The following is a 19,551-nucleotide window of genomic DNA, read 5'->3' on the forward strand; positions in this document are numbered from 1 at the left end:
GTTCAAAAGTAAGAAAAATTATTGTGTATTTCGCCTATGCTACCAGCAAGCGCTTTAGTTTATTAAGGCTTTTTTATTTTAAGGCAATTTCTTTCCTCACTACTGTTAGCATGAGAAGCTTTTAACCAAGCAATACGTGCTGTTTAAATGTTTCTAAATATTTTATTTAAAGCTGTAGTTAGCTAATAAACGTGTTAGTGCTTGCGCGGCAAAAATGCGTAGTTCTTCAAAAAAACTAGTAAACTCCAATTCAAATTTGCTGTAGTGTTCTAGTAATTCTGTGGTGGCTAAATGCATGTTAGATTTGTAACCGGTTCGTTTGTTCATACCGTTTAAAACCTGTTGAATACCTTGCACATGTGCATAATTTAGAAGCCAGTTATGCTGCATCATAAAAGGAACCATGTGTTGCGTTTTTTGGGGAAGTATGTGAAAGTTTTCTTCTAATAATTGGTAAAAATCTTGTACAAAAATAGCCAGCGGTATTTTGGAGTAGGTGGTCCAGTTTTTAGCCAGAAAATGATCGTAAAAAATGTCTACAATGATACCGCTGTAATGACCGTAATTTTTGTGTAGTTTTTTAGTGCTTTGCCTAAATATGGGGTGTGCATCTGTAAAAGTATCTATTTCGCGGTGTAACAAAATACCAATTTGTATTTCTTTAGAATACTTTAGATATTGTTTTCCGCGTATACCATCGGCAATAAAATTTCCAATAGCAACGTTTTTTAAGTTGTTAGAAAGGTAAATATGGGCGAGAAAATTCATGCCTTAAAGATAGGTTTTTTGTTTGGCACAAAACAAAATTAATGCGCTTAAAAAGTCGGCATTAGCCTGCACCGTTATCATAGCAGCGTACAACTTTCATGTGTTTTAACGGGTACCCATGTGCAATTTCCGAAATTTCTTTCAAAAGGGCGCTTAATGCTTATATTTGTCCTTTAAGTTATTATCATCTTTAAATTTTCATGTATTATGACATTAATAAAATCTATTTCAGGAATTCGCGGCACTATTGGTGGTGCAGTTGGTTCTAATTTAACACCCATCGATGCGGTAAAATTTGCATCTGCGTATGGGGTTTGGATTAAACAACAATATAAAAAGGATGCTTACCGTGTGGTGGTGGGGCGCGATGCGCGTATTTCAGGTGAGATGATTCAAAATTTGGTTATAAATACATTGGTAGGTTTAGGCATACATGTAATCGATTTAGGACTTTCAACAACACCAACTGTAGAAGTAGCGGTACCCATGGAACATGCCGATGGTGGTATAATTTTAACAGCTAGTCACAATCCCAAAGAATGGAATGCTTTAAAATTACTTAATAATAAAGGCGAATTTTTAAACGGTGAAGAGGGCGCTAAAATTTTAAACATAGCCGAAAGCCAGCATATAAGCTTTGCTGATGTAGACAGTTTAGGAAAAATAACCCGAAACGATGCTTATATTGATATGCACATAGATGCCATTTTAGATTTAAAACTTGTAAATAAAGCGGCCATAGAAAAAGCAAAATTTAAGGTTGTGGTAGATGGTGTAAACTCCACAGGAGGCATTGCCATTCCACTGTTATTGGAACGTTTAGGCGTAACTTGTGTAAAACTGTACTGTGAACCAACAGGGCATTTTCCGCATAATCCGGAGCCGTTGAAAGAGCATTTAACAGATTTATCGGATGCGGTTGTAAAAGAACGTGCCGATTTTGGTATTGTAGTAGACCCAGATGTAGATAGGTTGGCTTTTATAGACGAAACAGGCGCTATGTTTGGCGAGGAGTATACTTTAGTAGCCTGTGCCGATTATGTGTTAAGCAAAACACCCGGCAACACGGTAAGCAATATGAGTTCCACTAGAGCCTTGCGTGATATTACCGAAAAACATGGTGGCACCTATCAAGCTAGTGCAGTGGGCGAAGTAAATGTAGTGGCTTTAATGAAACAAAATAATGCTGTTATTGGCGGCGAAGGTAACGGTGGTATTATTTACCCAGCATCGCATTACGGTCGCGATGCCATGGTTGGTGTTGCTTTATTTTTGAGTCTGCTTGCAGAAAAACAACTTACGGTTAGTGCCTTGCGTGCAACCTACCCCAATTATTTCATGAGTAAGAAAAAAATAGCTTTAACTCCAGAACTGAATGTGGATGCTATTTTAAAAGCTATGGCAGCGCAGTACCAGGAAAAAGAAGCAGTAAATACTACGGATGGCGTAAAAATTGATTTTAGCAACAGTTGGGTACATTTGCGAAAAAGTAACACCGAACCTATTATTAGAATTTATACAGAAGCCGAAAATCAGGAGGCTGCCAATGTTTTGGCCGATAGGTTTATAGCTGAAATTAAAGCGGTGTCTAGCGGCTTATAATCTATTTTTAAAATAATTTAAATGTAACAAACCAAGACAGCTACACGGTGTAGAGGTCTTGGTTTGTGGTATTTATTATCAGCTGTACGCCAACACCTATGTTACTGAAATTGAGCGGGGACTTTATTACGGTGTTTCCAGCGTTTATGTGTCCACAAATAATACTCTGGAGCTTCATTAATTTGCGCTTCTACCAGTTCTAAAAACTTGTCTGTTATGCTGTAGTTTGGAAACGCGTTGGGGTTATGAGCAATGGTTGTAAAGGTAGTTTCGTAATAGCCCCTTTTTATTCGTTTAACGCCAAAAAATACAACAGTCATGTCTAGTTTTTTTGCCAACATTTCGGCGCCTGTATGCACGGGTACTTTAATACCCATAAAATCTTTCCAATGGTGTGCTTTTTCGGCTTTAGGCGATTGGTCTGATGCAAATCCGCAAAGTGTAATTTCGCCACGTTCGTGAGCGGCAGAGATGGTTAAAATAGCTTCTTTGGTTGTTATTAAGTGACTGTTGTATTTAGCACGAATGCGTTTTACGAGTTTATCGAAATATGTATTGGCTAATTGTTTGTAAATAGCATAGCCTGTCATGTTTACATAGGTTTGTAAAATAAAAATCCATTCCCAACTGCCATAATGGGCGCATACCAAGGCAACACTGCGTTTTTGTTTTTCTAAATCTTGAAGTAACGCCACGTTTGTAAAGGTAAAATGCTTCTTCATTTCTGCCTCCGAAATGGTCATCGATTTAATGGACTCCAAAATCATATCGCATAAATGGTGGTAAAACTTTTTTCGAATCTGGTTTAACTCCTTATCGGTTTTGTTTGGAAAAGCTAGCTTTAAATTGGCTTTAACTACTTTTTTTCTGTAGCCAATTAGGTAATAAAGCAAAACAAATAAACCGTCGGAAACGGCATACAGCAATCGGAACGGTAAAATAGAAATTACCCATAAAATGGGATAAATAAGAATATAGGCAAGAAATTGCATGAATAAGTTTTAGATTTGCAGCTACAAATATATAGTATATTCTATTTAAACAAATAGTATTTATGGGCGATTTAAGTTTAGTAACGTTAGTAATTATTGCCGCCAATGTGGTGGTTTCATTAAAGGGATTTAACGATTTTTCATTTTTTGAACGCTATAAGTTTAATATTGCTGCCATTACACGTGGCGAAAAAGTGCGGATGTTTTCATCTGGTTTTTTGCATGTAGATATAGCGCACTTATTTTTCAATATGTTTTCATTGTACGTTTTTGCTAATGTGGTAATTGCTTTTTTAGGGAATTTTAAGTTTTTATTGGTATACGTAGTTAGTTTACTTTTGGGTAATTTATTGTCATTATATTTTCACAAAAACGAACCATATTATTCGGCTGTTGGGGCAAGCGGTGCTGTTATGGGTATTGTTTATGCCGCAATTTTGCTGCAACCAGGTATGAGCCTCTACTTGTTTTTTATTCCCATTCCTATTCCAGCGTATATTTTTGGTATTGGTTATATGTTATATTCCATTTATGGAATGAAAAATAAAGTAGGTAATATTGGTCATGATGCACATTTTGGTGGTGCTATTGGTGGGTATATAACAACGCTGCTTTTTGCAAGTTGGTTGTTTGAAAAAAACTTACTTATGGTTATTTTATTAGCTTTACCCATTGTGTTGTTATACATTTTAAAAAAGGCTGGTAAATTATAAGTTAGGGTATTCATAAACTAAAAAAAACGCGCCCTTTTAAGGACGCGTTTTTTTTATTTATAAGTTTCAAGTTATTGATTTTAGATAACTAGAAACGTCATTTATTTTAAAAATAGACGTGAGCCTAATTTAAAAGCTCTGCAATTTTAGCCTCTAGTGCGTCGCCACGTAAGTTTTTAGCAACAATTTTTCCTTCGCTATCTAAAATAAATGTAGCTGGAATAGCTTGTATGTTGTAAAGTTTGGCAACAGGATCGTTAAAATAATTTAGGTTAGAAACTTGGTACCACGTTAGATTGTCTTTTTCTATGGCTGCCAACCACTCTGCTTTAGCGTCTTTTTGTCTTGGATTACCGTCCAGTGAAACACCAATAATTTCTAATCCTTTTTCGTGGTATTTTTCATACACTTTTACAACATTCGGGTTTTCGCGTCTGCAAGGTCCGCACCAGGCAGCCCAAAAGTCGATGATGGTTACTTTTCCTAAAACATCTTTTAGCGCTATGGTTTCGCCATCTGGGTTGGGAGCTGAAAACTCTGGAGCCATACTTCCAATAGCCGTAGCTTTTTCGCTATTTAGCAACGTGTTAATACTTTCACCCATTCTACTTGTTTTCACGGCATCGGTAAAATTATCGTACAATTCCTGTGCTTTGGCCGTTTCAATACTTTTTGTTTTAATAAGATTTTCTAAAATAGCGGCACTGGTTACTGCATCGTTGTACTTTTTAATAGTCTCTTGATTTTTCAGGTTCCCTTCATCTACAATTTTTTGGTACTCTGCTTGAATGGCATTCATTTTCGCGGTATCGCCAGCTGTTCTCGCAGCCATATAAGCTTGCCCCATAGATTGATTTTTTAATCTGATAGGATCCGAGATATCTCTAAAAAGTTTAAAAATATCATTCTCTTTACTTCCTGTAACCACAGATTTTTGCAAACTGTCTTTATAAAAAGTTACGGACATGGTTTCGTTTTCCAAAACAATTGGCATGCCACCAGCAGCGCCCTCTAAAGTAAGAACATATAAATCTGGGCTGGTAACCGACCCCGTAAAAGAAACTTTACCATCTTTTACCACAGATGAGTCCGTAAACGTTACATTGTTTAAATCGGCATTACGAAGCACCATAGTTTTTCCGTTTAAAGAGGCATCTATTGTACCGTTTAACGTATAACCATTTGTTTTTTCCTCATTTTTACACGACGCTACAAGCACAATACCTGATAGTAGCAAGATTTTTTTAATCATTTTTTCTCATTTTAGTTTAGGCAAATATACATATTTGACAAAAACATAAGGTAACAATAAGCAAATATCCAAAGGGTTAGTTTATATCTATAATTTAGTACTTTTGTGTTATGAATAATAAGGATACAATTGTGGCGCTTGCCACGCCATCGGGTGCTGGGGCCATTGCAGTCATTCGGTTGTCTGGTAGTCAAGCTATCGCTATAGCAGACCGCTGTTTTACGTCTGTTAGTAAATCTAAAAAATTAGCCCAGGTAAATACGCACACCATTCATTTGGGTCATATTGTGGATGGCTCCAAGGAGTTAGATGAGGTTTTGGTTTCAGTTTTTAAAAATCCGCAGTCCTACACTGGCGAGGATGTTGTAGAAATTTCATGTCATGGCTCAAATTATATTCAACAACAAATTATTCAGTTGTTTTTACGTAATGGTTGCCGAATGGCAGACGCAGGCGAATTTACCTTACGCGCTTTTTTAAATGGTAAATTAGATTTAAGTCAGGCAGAAGCTGTAGCCGATTTAATAGCTAGTGACAACGAAGCCTCGCACCAGGTAGCCATGCAGCAAATGCGCGGTGGTTTTTCAAGTGAAATTGCGAAACTGCGCGAAGAACTATTAAACTTTGCGTCTTTAATTGAATTGGAATTGGACTTTGCGGAAGAAGATGTAGAATTTGCGGACAGAGGTCAGTTTCGTGAGTTGCTAACCCGAATACATACGGTTTTAAAACGATTAATAGATTCGTTTGCTGTTGGAAATGTTATAAAAAATGGCATTCCTGTTGCCATTGTAGGTGAACCCAATGTTGGTAAATCTACTTTACTAAATGCTTTGTTAAACGAGGAGCGCGCCATTGTTAGCGATGTGGCGGGCACTACCCGCGATACCATTGAAGATGAAATAAGTATTGGCGGTATGGGATTCCGTTTTATTGATACAGCCGGTATTAGAGACACCCAAGATGTGGTAGAGACAATTGGCATTAAAAAAACATTTGAAAAAATAGAACAGGCGCAAGTAGTTATTTATTTGTTTGATGCTACCCAATTTCAAGCTCAAGAAAACAGGCTACGTATAGAACTGGAAAAAATTAAAAACAAATACCCATTAAAACCGTTACTTGTTATTGCCAATAAGGTAGATAAAATTGATGATGTGGCAGTAACCCATCTTCAAAATGTTATACCAAATGTGCATGTAATGTCTGCTAAATCGGGAATGGGTGTAGAGCTATTAACCAATGCTTTATTGGATTTGGTGAATACGGGCGCTTTGCGAAATAATGAAACCATTATTACAAACACCCGCCATTACGATGCCCTGTTAAAAGCTTTGGAAGAAATCCAAAAAGTAAAAGCCGGATTGGAAGCCGGATTGGCAACCGATTTAATGGCTATAGATATACGGGAAGCCCTTTACTATTTTGGTTTAATAACCGGAAGCGTAACCAACGACGAATTACTTGGTAATATTTTTGCTAATTTTTGTATTGGGAAGTAACTTACTTTCTTTTACTTGTTAATGTATTGATTTTATTGACTTTAAAGCTTTTTATCTTCTCTTTTTTGTTGCTTTTTTGTTCTTTTTTAACTAAATTTGTTGTATATCTGTTGCCTTAAATACTGATTTGTTGCCCAAATCTGTTGGCTAAAAGATTGGCGAAATGATGCACCATATTGCCCCACGTTGCACCATAACGCTACATAAAGCACCATTTATGAGCAGTAATTTATACATCCCAAAAACCTGTAAACATTGCGGTAATGCTTTTACAGCACGCACAACAGTAACTAAATACTGTGGTGATACTTGCGCTAAAAAAGCCTATAAGGCACGTAAGCGTAAAGAAAAAGTACAAGCTACTCTTACAAAGGATATGCAGCAGCAAAATGAAGCTGTCCAAATTCCAAACCTCAACACGGTAAATAATAAAGATTTTTTAAGCGTTACTGAAGCCTCACAATTGATTGGTGTTAGTAGATGGACCATTCAAAGAATGATTCAACAAGGACGTTTAAAAGCAGTCCCTTTTGGAAGAAAACGTATTGTAGCCAGATGGCAAATAGAAAACCTCTTTAATTAGCATCCTATGAAAGTAACATTAAGACAACGCAAAAAGAATGATAAAATAAGTCTGTATTTAGATTACTATCATAAAGGAAAACGCAAAACCGAGTATTTGCGATTATACCTTACACCTAATCCTAAAACTAAAACCGAAAGAGAGGTTAACAAGAAAACCAAGCAATTAGCAGAAACCATTTGCGCACAACGCCAAATAGAAATACAAAATGGTATTTATGGCTTTCAGGATATTGAGAAATTAAAAGGAAGCTTTATTACTTATGTTACGGCTTTAGCTGAAAAGAAAAATACCAGCTCTGGCAACTATGGTAATTGGAACAGTATGCTAAAGCACCTAAAAACTTTTTGTCCAACAGACGTTAGTTTTCAAGATATTGATAAGGATTTCGTAGAACGCTTTAAAGAGTATTTAGATAAGGATGCAATGGCAAGAGCAGGTAAAAAATTATCTCAAAACTCTAAATATTCATACTATGGTAAGTTTTGTGCAGCTTTAAAGCAAGCGGTTAAGGATGGCATTTTAAAAGTTAATCCTGCTAATGGTGTAGATTATTTCAAACAAGGAGAACCTCAACGAGAATTTTTAACGCTTGATGAATTACAAAAGGCAGTTAACACAGAATGTGAATTACCATTATTAAAAAATGCTTTTATATTTTCAGCCCTTACCGGATTACGTTGGTCAGATATTGAAAAATTGTTGTGGTCAGAAATTCAACACTCTAAAGAAATGGGTTATTACATACGTTTCAGACAAAAGAAAACCAAAGGCGCTGAAACCTTACCAATTTCAGAACAGGCAAGAGAATTATTAGGAGAAGCAGGAAAACCCGAAGCAAAAGTTTTTGAAGGTTTACATTATAGTGCCTGGTCAAATCTGAAATTGCAACAATGGATGTTGAAAGCAGGTATTACAAAAGATATTACATTTCATTGTGCGCGTCATACCTATGCTACTTTACAGTTAACTTTGGGTACAGATATTTACACAGTATCAAAATTATTAGGTCATAAGGAATTGAGAACAACACAGATTTATGCCAAAGTAATTGATGATAAAAAGAAAGAAGCTGCTAACCGTATTCAATTGGATTTATAATGAAAGGAAATGTATTTGCAAGTTTGGTATCGATTACCAACGGATTACATAGAGACAATAGATCAGAACGAGAATTTAATTTTTTGAACTCTGAATTAACGGAAACACCAAAAGCTAATAATGCGGTTTTTAAAGTAAACTTTAAAAGACCTTTAAACAGTAAAAAAGAATATTACTTCAAGTTGATTTCAAATGATACTGAAACTGAATTAGAAGCATTAAAATCCCAATTCCCAAAAGATGCTACAGAACCAGAAAACAAGTATAACTATACCGTACAATTTAATAAGTTCAATAAGTATTTAAAGGATATTGCCGCCTATATTAAAAAGCAGTCTATAAGTAACGATTTAGGCAATGATGCCGATTATACCATCAATTACTTGAAAGTATCTGCAATTCGTTTATATGCTGAACTACAAGAGCAATATGGACAGTTTTCGGATACAGCTTTATTTTCAATTCAAGAAATAGCAGAAAAGTATTTTAACGATACTGATTTTGATGCTTCAATATTTATAAAGTTAGAAGCTGATAAAAAAGAGGTGGTTAAAAAGCCATCTACACCGAAAAGCAAACCAAAAACCTCATTCGGTTATAAAAATAAAGACACATCTGGACTATTGAAAGTATTAAACGATTTTCAATTAAGGGTTGATTTGCTTGATAATAGAACTACAGTACAACAGTTATTTAACCTATTAATAGCAAAAGATTTTACAGAGGCAAATACACAAATTTATATTCAATGCGAAACAACACAGTTTAGTTATATTGTAGATGTTCTAAAACCATTCTTTACAGGATTCAATCCTACTTCTATTGAGCGTTCAGGTAAATTTATTACCAAAACAGGCACGCTATTAAAAGCAAACAATCTTCATAAAAACAAAGTCCACAACCCAAAAGAAAAGGAAGAAATAGACAATATTATCCAACAACTGCAATAAAAAACAGTAAGATTAGTAAGAAATCTTACTGTTCTCTTACCCTCATTTTACACTCTTACTAAAATCCGATAGCCAATTTTAAACCTTTGTCCTGTTCTTGAAAACCAAGAATGACATTTGGCCAGATGTCCATTTCTATTTTTAAAATTAATTAGTTATGGACGAAATATTAGAACGTCTTAAAATTATTGAAGCACATGTTTTAGACAGAAACATTATTGTAAAAAACGTATTGAGTTTTAATGAAGCCTGTAAATTTTTGGAATTGTCACAATCCCATTTATACAAGCTTACAAGTACTGGAAATATTCCACATTACAAACCGAATGGTAAGAAGATTTATTTCAACAGAGCAGAATTAGAACAATGGTTATTGAGTAACCGTGTTGATTCACAAGATGAAATCGAACAGCAAGCTGCCGATTACTTAATCAAGAAAGGAGCGGTGAAGTTATGACTGAAATAATCGATTTACTCTTGGCGCTCTCACAAGAAATAAAGGACTTAAAAGCACGTATCGAGTTGTTGCGACATACAAGAGCAGAAGTGTTGAAAGATACGTGGATAGACAACCAAGACGTATTGCAGACCTTACACATCAGTAAGCGAACCTTACAAACCTTTAGAGATAACGGAACACTACCTTATAGCAAGGTAAAGGGTAAGTTTTATTACAAGGTGTCCGATGTGGAGCAATTGCTTCAAGACAACTACTACAACCATAATTTCAAGCAAGATGGAAGTAAGTAGAGAGGCAATTTTAAACAAAACACATTACGGCATAAAAATTTATGCCTACGTGTTAAGACAGTATTATCCTGAAACAACAGTCCTTTCTGTAAAAGGAAGGGACTGCGGGATAACCCGAAACCCTTTTAATGGTGGTAAAGAAACCTTACGGATTCATATTGATGGTGTAATAGCAACGCATCGAGATACAGAGTTACAAACCTTTAACGGTGATGTATTCGATTTTGCGCAATACCATTTCAGAATAACCGATGAAGAAGAATTGTTACTCAAGATTAACCAAGAGTTGCATCTCAATTTAGAAGTCAAGGAAAAAAACCAATTAGATTGGTTGAATGGTCCAGACGATACCTGGTATGCATACTGTAGCTTTTTCAAAGCCCCAGTTCGCAATGTGTTTCCTGCGGAAACTTTGCGATTACATCAAGTATTTGCATTAATCACAAGTGATAAATACAAAAGAATTACTGAAGATTTAAGAGCAATAACCGATGTAAAAGAAGCACGTAAATTCAAAGCGAATCGCTTTGATTACGTAACCTTTTCAGGAACTTTTGAAAAGCGTAATGATAGCAATTTGTTACAGCATTCCAATCTATTAACCATTGATTTCGACCATTTAGAAAACTTACAAGAGTTAAAAGCACAATTACTAAACGATGAATGTTTTGAAACCGAAATGCTATTTACATCACCTTCTGGTGATGGCCTAAAATGGATTATCAGAATAGATGTTTCAGAAGTAACACATTCAGAGTATTTCACAGCAGTGGCAAATTATATTAAGCATACATATAACATTAAGGTTGACCAGTCAGGTAAAGACGTTTCCAGAGCGTGTTTTTTACCATACGACCCGACAGCCTTTTTACATAAAAGACACCAAGCATTATGACTAAAATATTTAACCCAAAAGAATGGTTGAAAGTTCCAGAAGAACAACCAGAGCCAATACGCAACAACGCAACAACAAATGTTGTTGCTGTTACTGATAATGACATTGAAACCTACATTTCTGCAATTGAACAATCAGGCATAGACATCACAGGAAATTATACCACTTGGAGAGATTTAGGATTTGCTTTAGCTGAAGAATATGGAGAAACAGGAAGAGACTATTTTCACCGTATAAGTAAAAACTATGTAGGTTATGATTCAAAAGAATGTGACGAACAATTCAATAAATGCCTTAATGCCAAAGGGCACGGCATTAGCATTGCAACGTTTTACCATTATGTACATCAGGCAGGTATAAAACCAATGAAGCAACAAAATAACAGCGAGGTTGCAACAAATGTTGCAACGGTTGTTGATGCACCAGAAACAACAATGCCAACAATACCGGATGAGGTATTTAATACCTTACCGCAGTTTTTACAACAAGTTGTAAACCCTGCGAGTAGTCAAGAGGAAAAGGACATTTTGTTGTTAGGAGCTTTGACGGCTTTTAGTGCCTGTTTTCCTAAACTCTTTGGTATCTACGACCAACGCAAAGTATTTAGCAATCTATATCTATTTGTGACAGCACCTGCATCTGCAGGTAAAGGCAGGCTTAACCAAATTAAAAATTTGGTAGATCCTGTTCATAAATTAAAGCGTGAGCAAGCCAAAGGGCTAAAGCAGCAGTTTAATACAGAAATGGCAACCTACAATATGAACAAGGGTAAAGATGAAAACTTGGAGAAACCAGGTAAGCCACCCGAAAGAATGTTGTTCATACCTGCCAATAATAGTGTTACAGGTGTATATCAATTAATTTCTGATAATGAAGGGAGAGGATTGATTTTTGAAACCGAAGGCGATACATTAGCACAAGCATTTAAAAGCGATTACGGTAATTATTCTGATGGTTTTCGTAAAGCGTTTCATCACGAAACCATTAGCTATTATCGTAGAACCGATAGAGAATATGTAGATATTGAAAAACCGTGTTTATCTACTGTATTGTCAGGAACACCCAAGCAAGTCGCAACCTTAATCCCCAATGCAGAAAATGGTTTGTTCAGTCGCTTTATGTTCTATTATATGAATATTAAACCCACGTGGAAAAACGTGTTTTCAAGTAATAACAATGTTGGGTTAGATGATTACTATTCGCAATTAGGCAATGAGTTTTTAGGCTTATACAAAACCTTAAAGAATAATCCAGAAATCGAAGTAAGATTGACTTTGCAACAACAACAGCAATTCAATACGTTTTTTGAATCCTTACAGACCAAATACATCAACTTACAACCCGAAGAGTATATTGCAACCATTAGACGATTAGGCTTAATTGCATTTCGGCTAATGATGCTATTCACAGCATTTCGCATTATGGAAGATGGTGATGTCAATCAAGTAAAAGAATGTGAGGATGTCGATTTTCAAAATGCACTAACAATCATTGCTATTTTAGTAAAGCATAGCAGTAAAGTGTTCAACGATTTGCCAATAGAACAAAAAGCGGTAAAACGCTTAAACCGAAAGGAACGCTTTTTAGAAAGCCTTCCAAAGCATTTTAGCAGACAAGACTATTTAGATTTGGCAACAACCCAAAACATCCCACATAAAACGGCAGAAGGCTACATTACCAAATTTGTAGAAGCAGGATTAATGCATAGAGAAGCACATAATAGCTACTCTAATCCTGCAAAAGCATAAATAAGGAAATTAAGGATTTAAGGAATTAAACATGTTATGTCAGTCTACAGCCTTACTTTTTGTTTAATAACGTCAGCTTACAAACTGACTAAATATTTGTATATGTCAGGTTAAAACCTTACGTTTGTGTATAATATGTCAGTCTAAAGCCTTACATTATGAATAAGAAGCGATTACAATTAGAACAATTAGACCGAAAATTAAAAGGGTTTAATACAGCTGCTCAAGTAACACCACCACCAACAGGTTGGCTTAAAGCGGTAAGAGTGTCTTTAGGGATGTCTTTACAGCAGTTGGCAGATAAGTTGTCTATTACAAAGCAGAGTGTACAGGAGATTGAAAAAAGGGAAAAAGAAGGAAATATAACCCTCAAAACCTTAAAAGATACAGCCAGTGCGCTCGATATGCAATTGGTATATGGCTTCGTGCCTAAAGATGGTACGTTAGATGATTTAATAGAGCGAAAAGCCAAAGAATTGGCAATACGTATTGTGTCAAGAACATCTAACACAATGAAACTGGAAGATCAAGAAAACTCTAAACAACGTATTAAAAAAGCGATTGAAGAGCGCACCACCATTATTAAAAATGAAATGCCAAAAATGCTATGGGATTAAACCTGGACTACATAGATGGGCAAACCCCAATTGATGAAGAAGAAAAAGAGGGTTTACTCATAGAAACCATATCCGCTAAAGGTGAATTGGACGAGTTTGAACAACTCAATATCGAAGAAGCCTTACAGTGGATATTTGGTAAAAAGTTCAAACCAAAGCAGGTATTCACAGAGAAATTTATTTGCGATTTACACAAACGAATGTATGGCAATGTATGGGCGTGGGCTGGTACATTCAGAAAAACAGAAAAAAACATAGGGGTTAAGAGTTATCTAATCCCAATCCAGTTAAAAGCCCTTTGTGATGATACGCTGTTTTGGATAGAAAACAAAACCTATCCACCAGAAGAAATCGCTATTGGTTTTAAACATAGGTTGGTAAGCATACATTGTTTCCCTAATGGAAATGGGAGGCATAGTAGATTGATGGCAGACATTATTATCGAAAAACTATTTGGCAAAGAACCCTTCTCTTGGGGTGCAGCAAATCTCTCTAAAGATAGCGATACACGTAAAGCCTATCTTAAAGCAGTAAAACAAGCCGATGATAACGACTACAAACCTTTATTGGACTTTGCTAATTCTTAATTCCCATAAATACCTTAAATTCAATGCTGTAATTACATCAGCAGACGAATTTTGGTCGTAGGTCTTTTGAGAATACTGCTTTAACAAAAACCTGAAAATGACCACCGTACTAACTGTACGAACACGGTTAAGGAAGCGAGGATTTTAAATCCTCATTTCTTTGCATAACATTTAGATTCCTTAAAATCCTTAACATCCTCATATCCTTACAATGTCATTGCGAGCGTAGTGCGGAAATCTATAAAAAGGTCTATGAGTGTTCACTAAATCAAAATGTTCATTGTCACTGAACACTTAAAAATAATGAACACTATAACTGGCATAACGTTTTCAATAATAAACTTGAAATTAAAAATTTCTTACGGAAAACCGTATCAATGTTAAAGTGTTAAAAACTACTTTTATTTTTCTATTTGCCTTTTAGGGTTCTTTGTTTTCTTTTCTTATTTTTAAAAGCTAAAAGTATCCCTAAAGACAGTTTAAGCAATAGCAAATTTTACGATACTATGGTATGGTAAGGTGGGCTCTTGCGCTATTTTAAAACAAGTTCAATGCAATTACAGGTAATTCAAAATAAAATTTATCAAGTGCGAGGCGAACGAATTATGTTGGATTTCGACCTTGCTGAATTGTATCAAGTAGAAACCAGAGTACTTAAACAAGCTGTAAGAAGAAATCTGGATAGATTTCCACAAGACTTTATGTTCGAACTTACAAAAGAAGAGTACGATAACTTGACATCACAAAATGTGATCTCAAGTCATGGAGGTCGTCGTTATATGCCTTTTGCCTTTACTGAACAAGGAGTAGCAATGTTATCAAGCATACTCAACAGTAAAAAAGCAATCGATGTAAATATAGCAATTATTAGAGCCTTTGTAGTGTTACGTCAACATTTGGCAGATTACAAAGACCTCAAAGAAGAAATTGCTAAACTCGAAAAGCAAATGAATACCAAATTCAAGGACATCAACCAAGCCTTAAATTACCTCTTAAACAAAGATCAGCAACAAACACAACAGGCCAATAGAAAACAAATCGGATTTAAAAAGAACTAACCTTATAAATGCAAGAACACTTAAAAACCAACATACTCAATTTTAAATGGCCAAGTAGCACACCTGTAATATACTTATCGTTGGAGGATATAGAAGAAAGTCATCCAATTCATTGGTCAAAGTTTTCAAAGCAGATAAAAAAGGCGTTTCCTGATACAGATTTATCTCAAGTAGAGCATATTTATACCACATTTACTCAAGAAATTCCCAATGCCCCAAGTATCAAAATAAACTTGGTAAAGGATAAAGAACTACGCATATACAAGCAATTTCTGAAGCACCAATTAAAAACCTATTTTTTAGAAAAGGGCTATATCGTAGTTAAAAACTTTGTGCGTGATGTACAAGTGTGGATACCTTCAAAAAATGGCAACACAGCAGACTATAACCTCTATTATAAATTTTCATTTAAGATACAGTTTGCAAAACTTACAGACTTACCAGAGTTAATAATCTCATATGATGGGACTTCAAAAGTACTTACAAAGTCAGTTCAGGATATTGAGGAAACAGAATATATTAAACGTTGCGTGTATGGTCAAAAGACGTTTAATTACCAAATGGACCTCGATACAGAGGACAAAGAAGAGTTTTACAACAGTATAGATTTTAGTCAAGCATTTCCTATATTCAACTTACAACTCGCAAGAGCTTTAAACACGCCAATTGAAGAACCAGAAAGACCAAAAAACAAATATCAAAAGTACGTTACACTCATTACCAATTTTGCAGAAAAGTATTTGTTTACAGAAGAATTTAAAGCCTTATTCCCGTTTAAGCAAGATGCTTTTATAGATGTTCCTGGTAATCGTATTAATCACATAAATCCTAACTTGGGCTTATTGGAGTTTGGTAAAGACCAATATGGTAATAAGAAAACCCATTTAGTACCTAAAAAGGCAATGAATATCTTAAGCCCATATCGCAGACCAAACAATCAAAATATCAAGATATTTTTTATTTGCCACAGCTCTCATAAAAACGATGTATTGAAGTTTTATGACAATTTTAAAAATGGTGTACAAACAGAGAAAGTCTTTTACAAAGGTTTAGAGGCTTATGTAAACATCAAAGCATCATCATCTAAAGAACATTTTATTGAGTTTACCAATGAAAGTGACCCTATCCCAGAGATAGTTGAAAAGTTAGAAAGCTTAACCTTCGACCACGATAATATAAAATACGCAGCATTTTATTTAAGCCCATTCGATAGGTTTACACCAGATCCTGACGACCGCGAAATTTACATCCGTATTAAAGAATTGTTTTTAAACGAAGGCATTGTCACACAAGTGGTCGATTATGAAAAAATGGTCATCAATATTGAAAATCAATACAACTTCCAATTTTCATTACAAAATATGGCATTGGCTATCCACGCCAAATTAGGTGGCGCACCTTGGAAGCTGGCAGTAACCGATAAAAAAGAATTGGTTATAGGTGTAGGAGCATTTACCAATCAAGGAGAAAACAGAAGGTATATAGCCAGTGCCTTTAGCTTTCAGAACAATGGCTTGTTTAGAAATTTTGAATACTTCAACCAAAACGAAACAGAGCTACTGGCAGGGAGTATTTTAAAAGCGATTAGGGATTTTACTTCAGTAACTCAAGCAGATAAGGTAGTGATTCATTTTTACAAGGAAATGAAATATGAGGAGTTAAAACCTATAATAGAAGGGATGCACAAACTAAAATTAGGAGTGCCTTTATACATACTAAACATCAATAAAACAGAATCTGAAGACATTATTGCCTACGATTTAAATTGGGATGACAAGCTAATGCCGGTTAGTGGCACATACATTCGCATTGCCGAAAATCAGTTTTTATTGTTCAACAATGCACGTTATCCAAGTGACCGATTTTATTCAGATACCGATGGTTATCCTTTTCCAATAAAGATTAAGATAAGCAGTCCGGATGATGATGCATTTGAAGATGTTGAGGTCATTGAAGAATTGTTAACCCAAGTATATCAGTTTAGTAGATTGTATTGGAAATCGTTAAGGCAACAAAATGTCCCAATCACAATCAAATACCCTGAAATGGTAGCGCAAATAGCACCTCGTTTTAATAATGGCATCCCTAACGAGGCTAAAGATAAATTATGGTTTTTATAGCAATTTTAAAGAAGTTAAAGTTAGTAATATTGTACAAAACAATCCCAGCATAAATACGATAACCGATAACATCAATACTCTTTGCTTTATAGCGATAGTCTTACCCAGAAAATAAAGATCCATAATCAATTCGTCATATACTGTCTTGCCAGTACTCATAATTCTATCAAATTCCTCTTTAAATTCTGTTAGAGTTTGAGTGGAAAAATTTTCAGCATAAAGGGTTCCTTTATATCCACTCTTTCTAAAAGTCTTCCCTATATACCTGTGAGGTAACATACTGGCAATAGCAAAAATCATAGACAACATACTGCAAATCACCAAAATTTTTATGGAAATACTGTGTTCTGTTATTTTAGCTTCCCAGTTCAAAATTTGTATTCCAAAAAGCAACGAAGTAATAATGGAATTTACAGTAAGTACAATCCTCGCTTTATTGTCAACCATTTTTAATAGGTTATAATGGTTTTTACTAACCGTTCTAAATAAGGTTTGTATCCCACGAGCATCGTACTTGTGTAGTTTTTCGTTAATCGGCTTATCTTGTTCCATTGGTAAAAGTGTCATAATGTAACAGCTTACCCATTTCATTTTTGGTTTGCCGTATTCTATTTGCTGAAATATTCAAGTTTTGCAAAACTTGAATATTATAATAAAGTTCCTTTAAAAGAATAACATCTCTTGTAATAAGTTGCTGCTTTTCTTTTTTGGTCAAGGTAGTAAGCGCTGTTACGGGATATAGACCATAGCTATCAATATTGGTTTTTATGCCATTTCCTTTTGGATAATCCCAACTTAAGAGTGTCAAGCCAATACACTTTCCATAGTCAACGGCATCTTTAGTAAAACGTGTATTGGTTACCAACCAACCTTGTTTTAAATGCGTTCCGTTGTTAGAGTTGCCATTCCAATGTTTTTGTACGTCTAAAAATCTGGAGTTGATATACAAGGGCACCTTTACATTGCTCGTTGCCCTTGAATCGGAATGAAATTTACATTCTATGGCATAAGCAATCCCATCTTTTTCTGCCAACACATCAACTTCGTGGGTAACACAATGGCCTTGTAAAACCACACCAACTTTAGTTTTGAAGCCTTTTTCCTTTAATAGAGCACTTATTAAACGCTCAAACGGATAACCTGTTGGCCCTAATTCAAAAAGGGCACGTTTAAGACTATATCTTGAAGCGAAAGTACGGTCAAACTTTTTTAAAATTGAAAAGGCCTTTTTATAGATGTCGTTGGTTGTAATGCCATTATAAATATGAGCGTTTATCTGACTGATTATGACATCAATCTGGTTGTTGGTTGCACCGCAGGAACGTAATGAAGCTCGTAATTTATCTTCTGAATAAAACTCTTTTTCTTCAGAATTTTTGGTTACTATTATTTGTTTGGCATTCATTGTTGAAGTTGTTAAAAGCGTAAAATTTCGGTCATAATCCCAAATCGTATGACGTCTAATTGATGTTGAAAATAAATATTGTAATAATCCATACCGTGATAGAATTGCACAAACAATCCAATATCTTCCAAAAACTGGGGGTGATAGTAAAAGGTCAATCCCGCATTAATACGGTCTGCATCAAAAAAGTCAAGATTATTGTATTGGTCCAACATCAATGTAGTTTCCAATTTCACCGAAAAATGAGGTCTTTGGCTGCTTCGGCTATTACCAAAAGGTATCTTAAAGGCAGTAAAAGCGTTATGCCACCGCAAACCGCTATATGAACCTTCAAGTTCTTCAAGCATCCAGCTTTTTGGGTGTGCTTCAATAGAGCTTTTAAAAACTTTTATGGCATTGAGTCGAGAACTGTAAGAAGATTTTAAAATCCCCAATTCAAAATAATTTGTTGCAAAATTTCCAGTTAGTAAATTTATAGTTCCATCTTCATTATAAAACGAACCATCTTGTCCATTTGAATGGTGTGCAATTTTACCAAATATTGAAAGACTATTATTGGCATTATCTTGTTTGGCCAAATAATAAAAAGAAATTTGCGGGATGTAGCTTGGTGTTCTAACAGGGTATGATTCTTCATTGTACATCCTAATGATAATCTGTGGCGTTAAAACAGCCATAAGTTTAGAATCTTTCCGTTCCCTGATAATGAATGAAGGATTTACATTGGCTTCAAACATTAAAGGTTCTATGTTTCCTATATCCAATGGAAACGTAATATAACTATCGGTCTGGTTAACAAGAGCAATTTTGGATAAGGTCAGCTCGGGAAAAATAGAATCTATCTCTTGGGCAATCGCATAAAAATGACAGCTTATAAACAATAACAGTATGTATAATCTGCATTTCAT

General features: G+C 35.1%; 20 protein-coding genes. 14 read left to right on the forward strand and 6 right to left on the reverse strand.

Features of this window, described 5'->3' with window-relative positions:
• Positions 1–162 precede the first annotated feature (162 nt).
• Positions 163–768, reverse strand: a complete 606-nt coding sequence (locus tag ACFSQP_RS10320) for an acyl carrier protein phosphodiesterase (protein WP_376894108.1) — start codon at positions 766–768, stop codon at positions 163–165.
• Between the two features lie 207 nt (positions 769–975).
• Here ACFSQP_RS10320 and glmM point away from each other — a divergent pair, with 207 nt between their 5' ends.
• Positions 976–2,370 (forward strand): phosphoglucosamine mutase, encoded by a 1,395-nt coding sequence (glmM, locus tag ACFSQP_RS10325; RefSeq protein ID WP_376894110.1) that lies wholly within the window; start codon positions 976–978, stop codon positions 2,368–2,370.
• A 101-nt stretch (positions 2,371–2,471) separates the two neighbouring features.
• Here glmM and ACFSQP_RS10330 read toward each other — a convergent pair whose 3' ends face one another.
• Positions 2,472–3,362 (reverse strand): lysophospholipid acyltransferase family protein, encoded by an 891-nt coding sequence (locus ACFSQP_RS10330; RefSeq protein WP_376894112.1) that lies wholly within the window; start codon positions 3,360–3,362, stop codon positions 2,472–2,474.
• A gap of 62 nt (positions 3,363–3,424) precedes the next feature.
• Here ACFSQP_RS10330 and ACFSQP_RS10335 point away from each other — a divergent pair, with 62 nt between their 5' ends.
• Entirely contained in the window at positions 3,425–4,075 is a 651-nt protein-coding gene (locus tag ACFSQP_RS10335; RefSeq protein ID WP_376894114.1) for a rhomboid family intramembrane serine protease, read from the forward strand.
• A 124-nt stretch (positions 4,076–4,199) separates the two neighbouring features.
• Here ACFSQP_RS10335 and ACFSQP_RS10340 read toward each other — a convergent pair whose 3' ends face one another.
• The gene (locus tag ACFSQP_RS10340; RefSeq protein ID WP_376894116.1) at positions 4,200–5,327 is read right to left on the reverse strand and encodes a redoxin domain-containing protein; all 1,128 of its coding nucleotides are present in this window, start codon (positions 5,325–5,327) and stop codon (positions 4,200–4,202) included.
• A gap of 110 nt (positions 5,328–5,437) precedes the next feature.
• Between ACFSQP_RS10340 and mnmE the strand changes: the two genes are divergently transcribed.
• The 12 genes from mnmE (at position 5,438) to ACFSQP_RS10400 (ending at position 17,238) form a co-directional block, all read left to right on the forward strand.
• Entirely contained in the window at positions 5,438–6,829 is a 1,392-nt protein-coding gene (mnmE, locus tag ACFSQP_RS10345) for a tRNA uridine-5-carboxymethylaminomethyl(34) synthesis GTPase MnmE (protein ID WP_376894118.1), read from the forward strand.
• A 163-nt stretch (positions 6,830–6,992) separates the two neighbouring features.
• Complete coding sequence (locus tag ACFSQP_RS10350; RefSeq protein WP_376894120.1) at positions 6,993–7,412, forward strand: helix-turn-helix domain-containing protein; 420 nt, start codon at positions 6,993–6,995, stop codon at positions 7,410–7,412.
• A gap of 6 nt (positions 7,413–7,418) precedes the next feature.
• Positions 7,419–8,513 carry a phage integrase SAM-like domain-containing protein gene (locus tag ACFSQP_RS10355; RefSeq protein WP_376894122.1) on the forward strand — a complete coding sequence of 365 codons (1,095 nt, stop codon included), beginning with the start codon at positions 7,419–7,421 and terminating at the stop codon, positions 8,511–8,513.
• On the forward strand, positions 8,513–9,463 hold the full coding sequence (locus ACFSQP_RS10360; RefSeq protein ID WP_376894124.1) for a DUF6617 family protein: 951 nt from the start codon (positions 8,513–8,515) through the stop codon (positions 9,461–9,463). Before ACFSQP_RS10355 ends, ACFSQP_RS10360 begins: the two co-directional genes overlap by 1 nt.
• A 157-nt stretch (positions 9,464–9,620) precedes the next feature.
• Positions 9,621–9,920, forward strand: coding sequence for a helix-turn-helix domain-containing protein (locus ACFSQP_RS10365; RefSeq protein ID WP_376894126.1), 300 nt, complete (start codon positions 9,621–9,623; stop codon positions 9,918–9,920).
• Complete coding sequence (locus ACFSQP_RS10370; protein WP_376894128.1) at positions 9,917–10,213, forward strand: helix-turn-helix domain-containing protein; 297 nt, start codon at positions 9,917–9,919, stop codon at positions 10,211–10,213. The genes ACFSQP_RS10365 and ACFSQP_RS10370 overlap by 4 nt, the downstream gene beginning before the upstream one ends.
• Complete coding sequence (locus tag ACFSQP_RS10375; protein WP_376894130.1) at positions 10,200–11,108, forward strand: BT4734/BF3469 family protein; 909 nt, start codon at positions 10,200–10,202, stop codon at positions 11,106–11,108. Before ACFSQP_RS10370 ends, ACFSQP_RS10375 begins: the two co-directional genes overlap by 14 nt.
• Positions 11,105–12,856: a DUF3987 domain-containing protein gene (locus tag ACFSQP_RS10380; protein WP_376894132.1), complete on the forward strand. Its 1,752-nt coding sequence runs from the start codon at positions 11,105–11,107 to the stop codon at positions 12,854–12,856. The genes ACFSQP_RS10375 and ACFSQP_RS10380 overlap by 4 nt, the downstream gene beginning before the upstream one ends.
• A 158-nt stretch (positions 12,857–13,014) precedes the next feature.
• On the forward strand, positions 13,015–13,473 hold the full coding sequence (locus ACFSQP_RS10385; protein ID WP_318543165.1) for a mobile mystery protein A: 459 nt from the start codon (positions 13,015–13,017) through the stop codon (positions 13,471–13,473).
• On the forward strand, positions 13,464–14,060 hold the full coding sequence (locus ACFSQP_RS10390; RefSeq protein ID WP_376894134.1) for a mobile mystery protein B: 597 nt from the start codon (positions 13,464–13,466) through the stop codon (positions 14,058–14,060). Before ACFSQP_RS10385 ends, ACFSQP_RS10390 begins: the two co-directional genes overlap by 10 nt.
• Before the next feature lie 551 nt (positions 14,061–14,611).
• The gene (locus ACFSQP_RS10395) at positions 14,612–15,118 is read left to right on the forward strand and encodes an ORF6N domain-containing protein (RefSeq protein WP_376894136.1); all 507 of its coding nucleotides are present in this window, start codon (positions 14,612–14,614) and stop codon (positions 15,116–15,118) included.
• 8 nt (positions 15,119–15,126) lie between these two features.
• Complete coding sequence (locus tag ACFSQP_RS10400) at positions 15,127–17,238, forward strand: Piwi domain-containing protein (RefSeq protein WP_376894138.1); 2,112 nt, start codon at positions 15,127–15,129, stop codon at positions 17,236–17,238.
• On the opposite strand, the gene ACFSQP_RS10405 is transcribed toward ACFSQP_RS10400, so the two are convergent.
• The 3 genes from ACFSQP_RS10405 to ACFSQP_RS10415 are packed head-to-tail and all read right to left on the reverse strand — an operon-like array spanning position 17,233 to position 19,551.
• The gene (locus ACFSQP_RS10405; RefSeq protein WP_376894140.1) at positions 17,233–17,790 is read right to left on the reverse strand and encodes a Pycsar system effector family protein; all 558 of its coding nucleotides are present in this window, start codon (positions 17,788–17,790) and stop codon (positions 17,233–17,235) included. The two genes, ACFSQP_RS10400 and ACFSQP_RS10405, sit on opposite strands and share 6 nt — an antisense overlap.
• Positions 17,777–18,643 carry a restriction endonuclease gene (locus ACFSQP_RS10410; protein ID WP_376894142.1) on the reverse strand — a complete coding sequence of 289 codons (867 nt, stop codon included), beginning with the start codon at positions 18,641–18,643 and terminating at the stop codon, positions 17,777–17,779. The genes ACFSQP_RS10405 and ACFSQP_RS10410 overlap by 14 nt, the downstream gene beginning before the upstream one ends.
• A gap of 11 nt (positions 18,644–18,654) precedes the next feature.
• Positions 18,655–19,551 (reverse strand): hypothetical protein, encoded by an 897-nt coding sequence (locus ACFSQP_RS10415; protein WP_376894144.1) that lies wholly within the window; start codon positions 19,549–19,551, stop codon positions 18,655–18,657.

The organism is Bizionia sediminis (assembly GCF_042684585.1).
Taxonomy (GTDB): Bacteria; Bacteroidota; Bacteroidia; order Flavobacteriales; family Flavobacteriaceae; genus Algorimicrobium; species Algorimicrobium sediminis.

Coding starts and splice junctions, on each gene's coding strand:
- ACFSQP_RS10320 (WP_376894108.1), bottom strand. CDS start 768: ATGAATTTTCTCGCCCATATTTACCTTTCTAACAACTTAAAAAACGTT.
- glmM (WP_376894110.1), top strand. CDS start 976: ATGACATTAATAAAATCTATTTCAGGAATTCGCGGCACTATTGGTGGT.
- ACFSQP_RS10330 (WP_376894112.1), bottom strand. CDS start 3,362: ATGCAATTTCTTGCCTATATTCTTATTTATCCCATTTTATGGGTAATT.
- ACFSQP_RS10335 (WP_376894114.1), top strand. CDS start 3,425: ATGGGCGATTTAAGTTTAGTAACGTTAGTAATTATTGCCGCCAATGTG.
- ACFSQP_RS10340 (WP_376894116.1), bottom strand. CDS start 5,327: ATGATTAAAAAAATCTTGCTACTATCAGGTATTGTGCTTGTAGCGTCG.
- mnmE (WP_376894118.1), top strand. CDS start 5,438: ATGAATAATAAGGATACAATTGTGGCGCTTGCCACGCCATCGGGTGCT.
- ACFSQP_RS10350 (WP_376894120.1), top strand. CDS start 6,993: ATGATGCACCATATTGCCCCACGTTGCACCATAACGCTACATAAAGCA.
- ACFSQP_RS10355 (WP_376894122.1), top strand. CDS start 7,419: ATGAAAGTAACATTAAGACAACGCAAAAAGAATGATAAAATAAGTCTG.
- ACFSQP_RS10360 (WP_376894124.1), top strand. CDS start 8,513: ATGAAAGGAAATGTATTTGCAAGTTTGGTATCGATTACCAACGGATTA.
- ACFSQP_RS10365 (WP_376894126.1), top strand. CDS start 9,621: ATGGACGAAATATTAGAACGTCTTAAAATTATTGAAGCACATGTTTTA.
- ACFSQP_RS10370 (WP_376894128.1), top strand. CDS start 9,917: ATGACTGAAATAATCGATTTACTCTTGGCGCTCTCACAAGAAATAAAG.
- ACFSQP_RS10375 (WP_376894130.1), top strand. CDS start 10,200: ATGGAAGTAAGTAGAGAGGCAATTTTAAACAAAACACATTACGGCATA.
- ACFSQP_RS10380 (WP_376894132.1), top strand. CDS start 11,105: ATGACTAAAATATTTAACCCAAAAGAATGGTTGAAAGTTCCAGAAGAA.
- ACFSQP_RS10385 (WP_318543165.1), top strand. CDS start 13,015: ATGAATAAGAAGCGATTACAATTAGAACAATTAGACCGAAAATTAAAA.
- ACFSQP_RS10390 (WP_376894134.1), top strand. CDS start 13,464: ATGGGATTAAACCTGGACTACATAGATGGGCAAACCCCAATTGATGAA.
- ACFSQP_RS10395 (WP_376894136.1), top strand. CDS start 14,612: ATGCAATTACAGGTAATTCAAAATAAAATTTATCAAGTGCGAGGCGAA.
- ACFSQP_RS10400 (WP_376894138.1), top strand. CDS start 15,127: ATGCAAGAACACTTAAAAACCAACATACTCAATTTTAAATGGCCAAGT.
- ACFSQP_RS10405 (WP_376894140.1), bottom strand. CDS start 17,790: ATGGAACAAGATAAGCCGATTAACGAAAAACTACACAAGTACGATGCT.
- ACFSQP_RS10410 (WP_376894142.1), bottom strand. CDS start 18,643: ATGAATGCCAAACAAATAATAGTAACCAAAAATTCTGAAGAAAAAGAG.
- ACFSQP_RS10415 (WP_376894144.1), bottom strand. CDS start 19,551: ATGAAATGCAGATTATACATACTGTTATTGTTTATAAGCTGTCATTTT.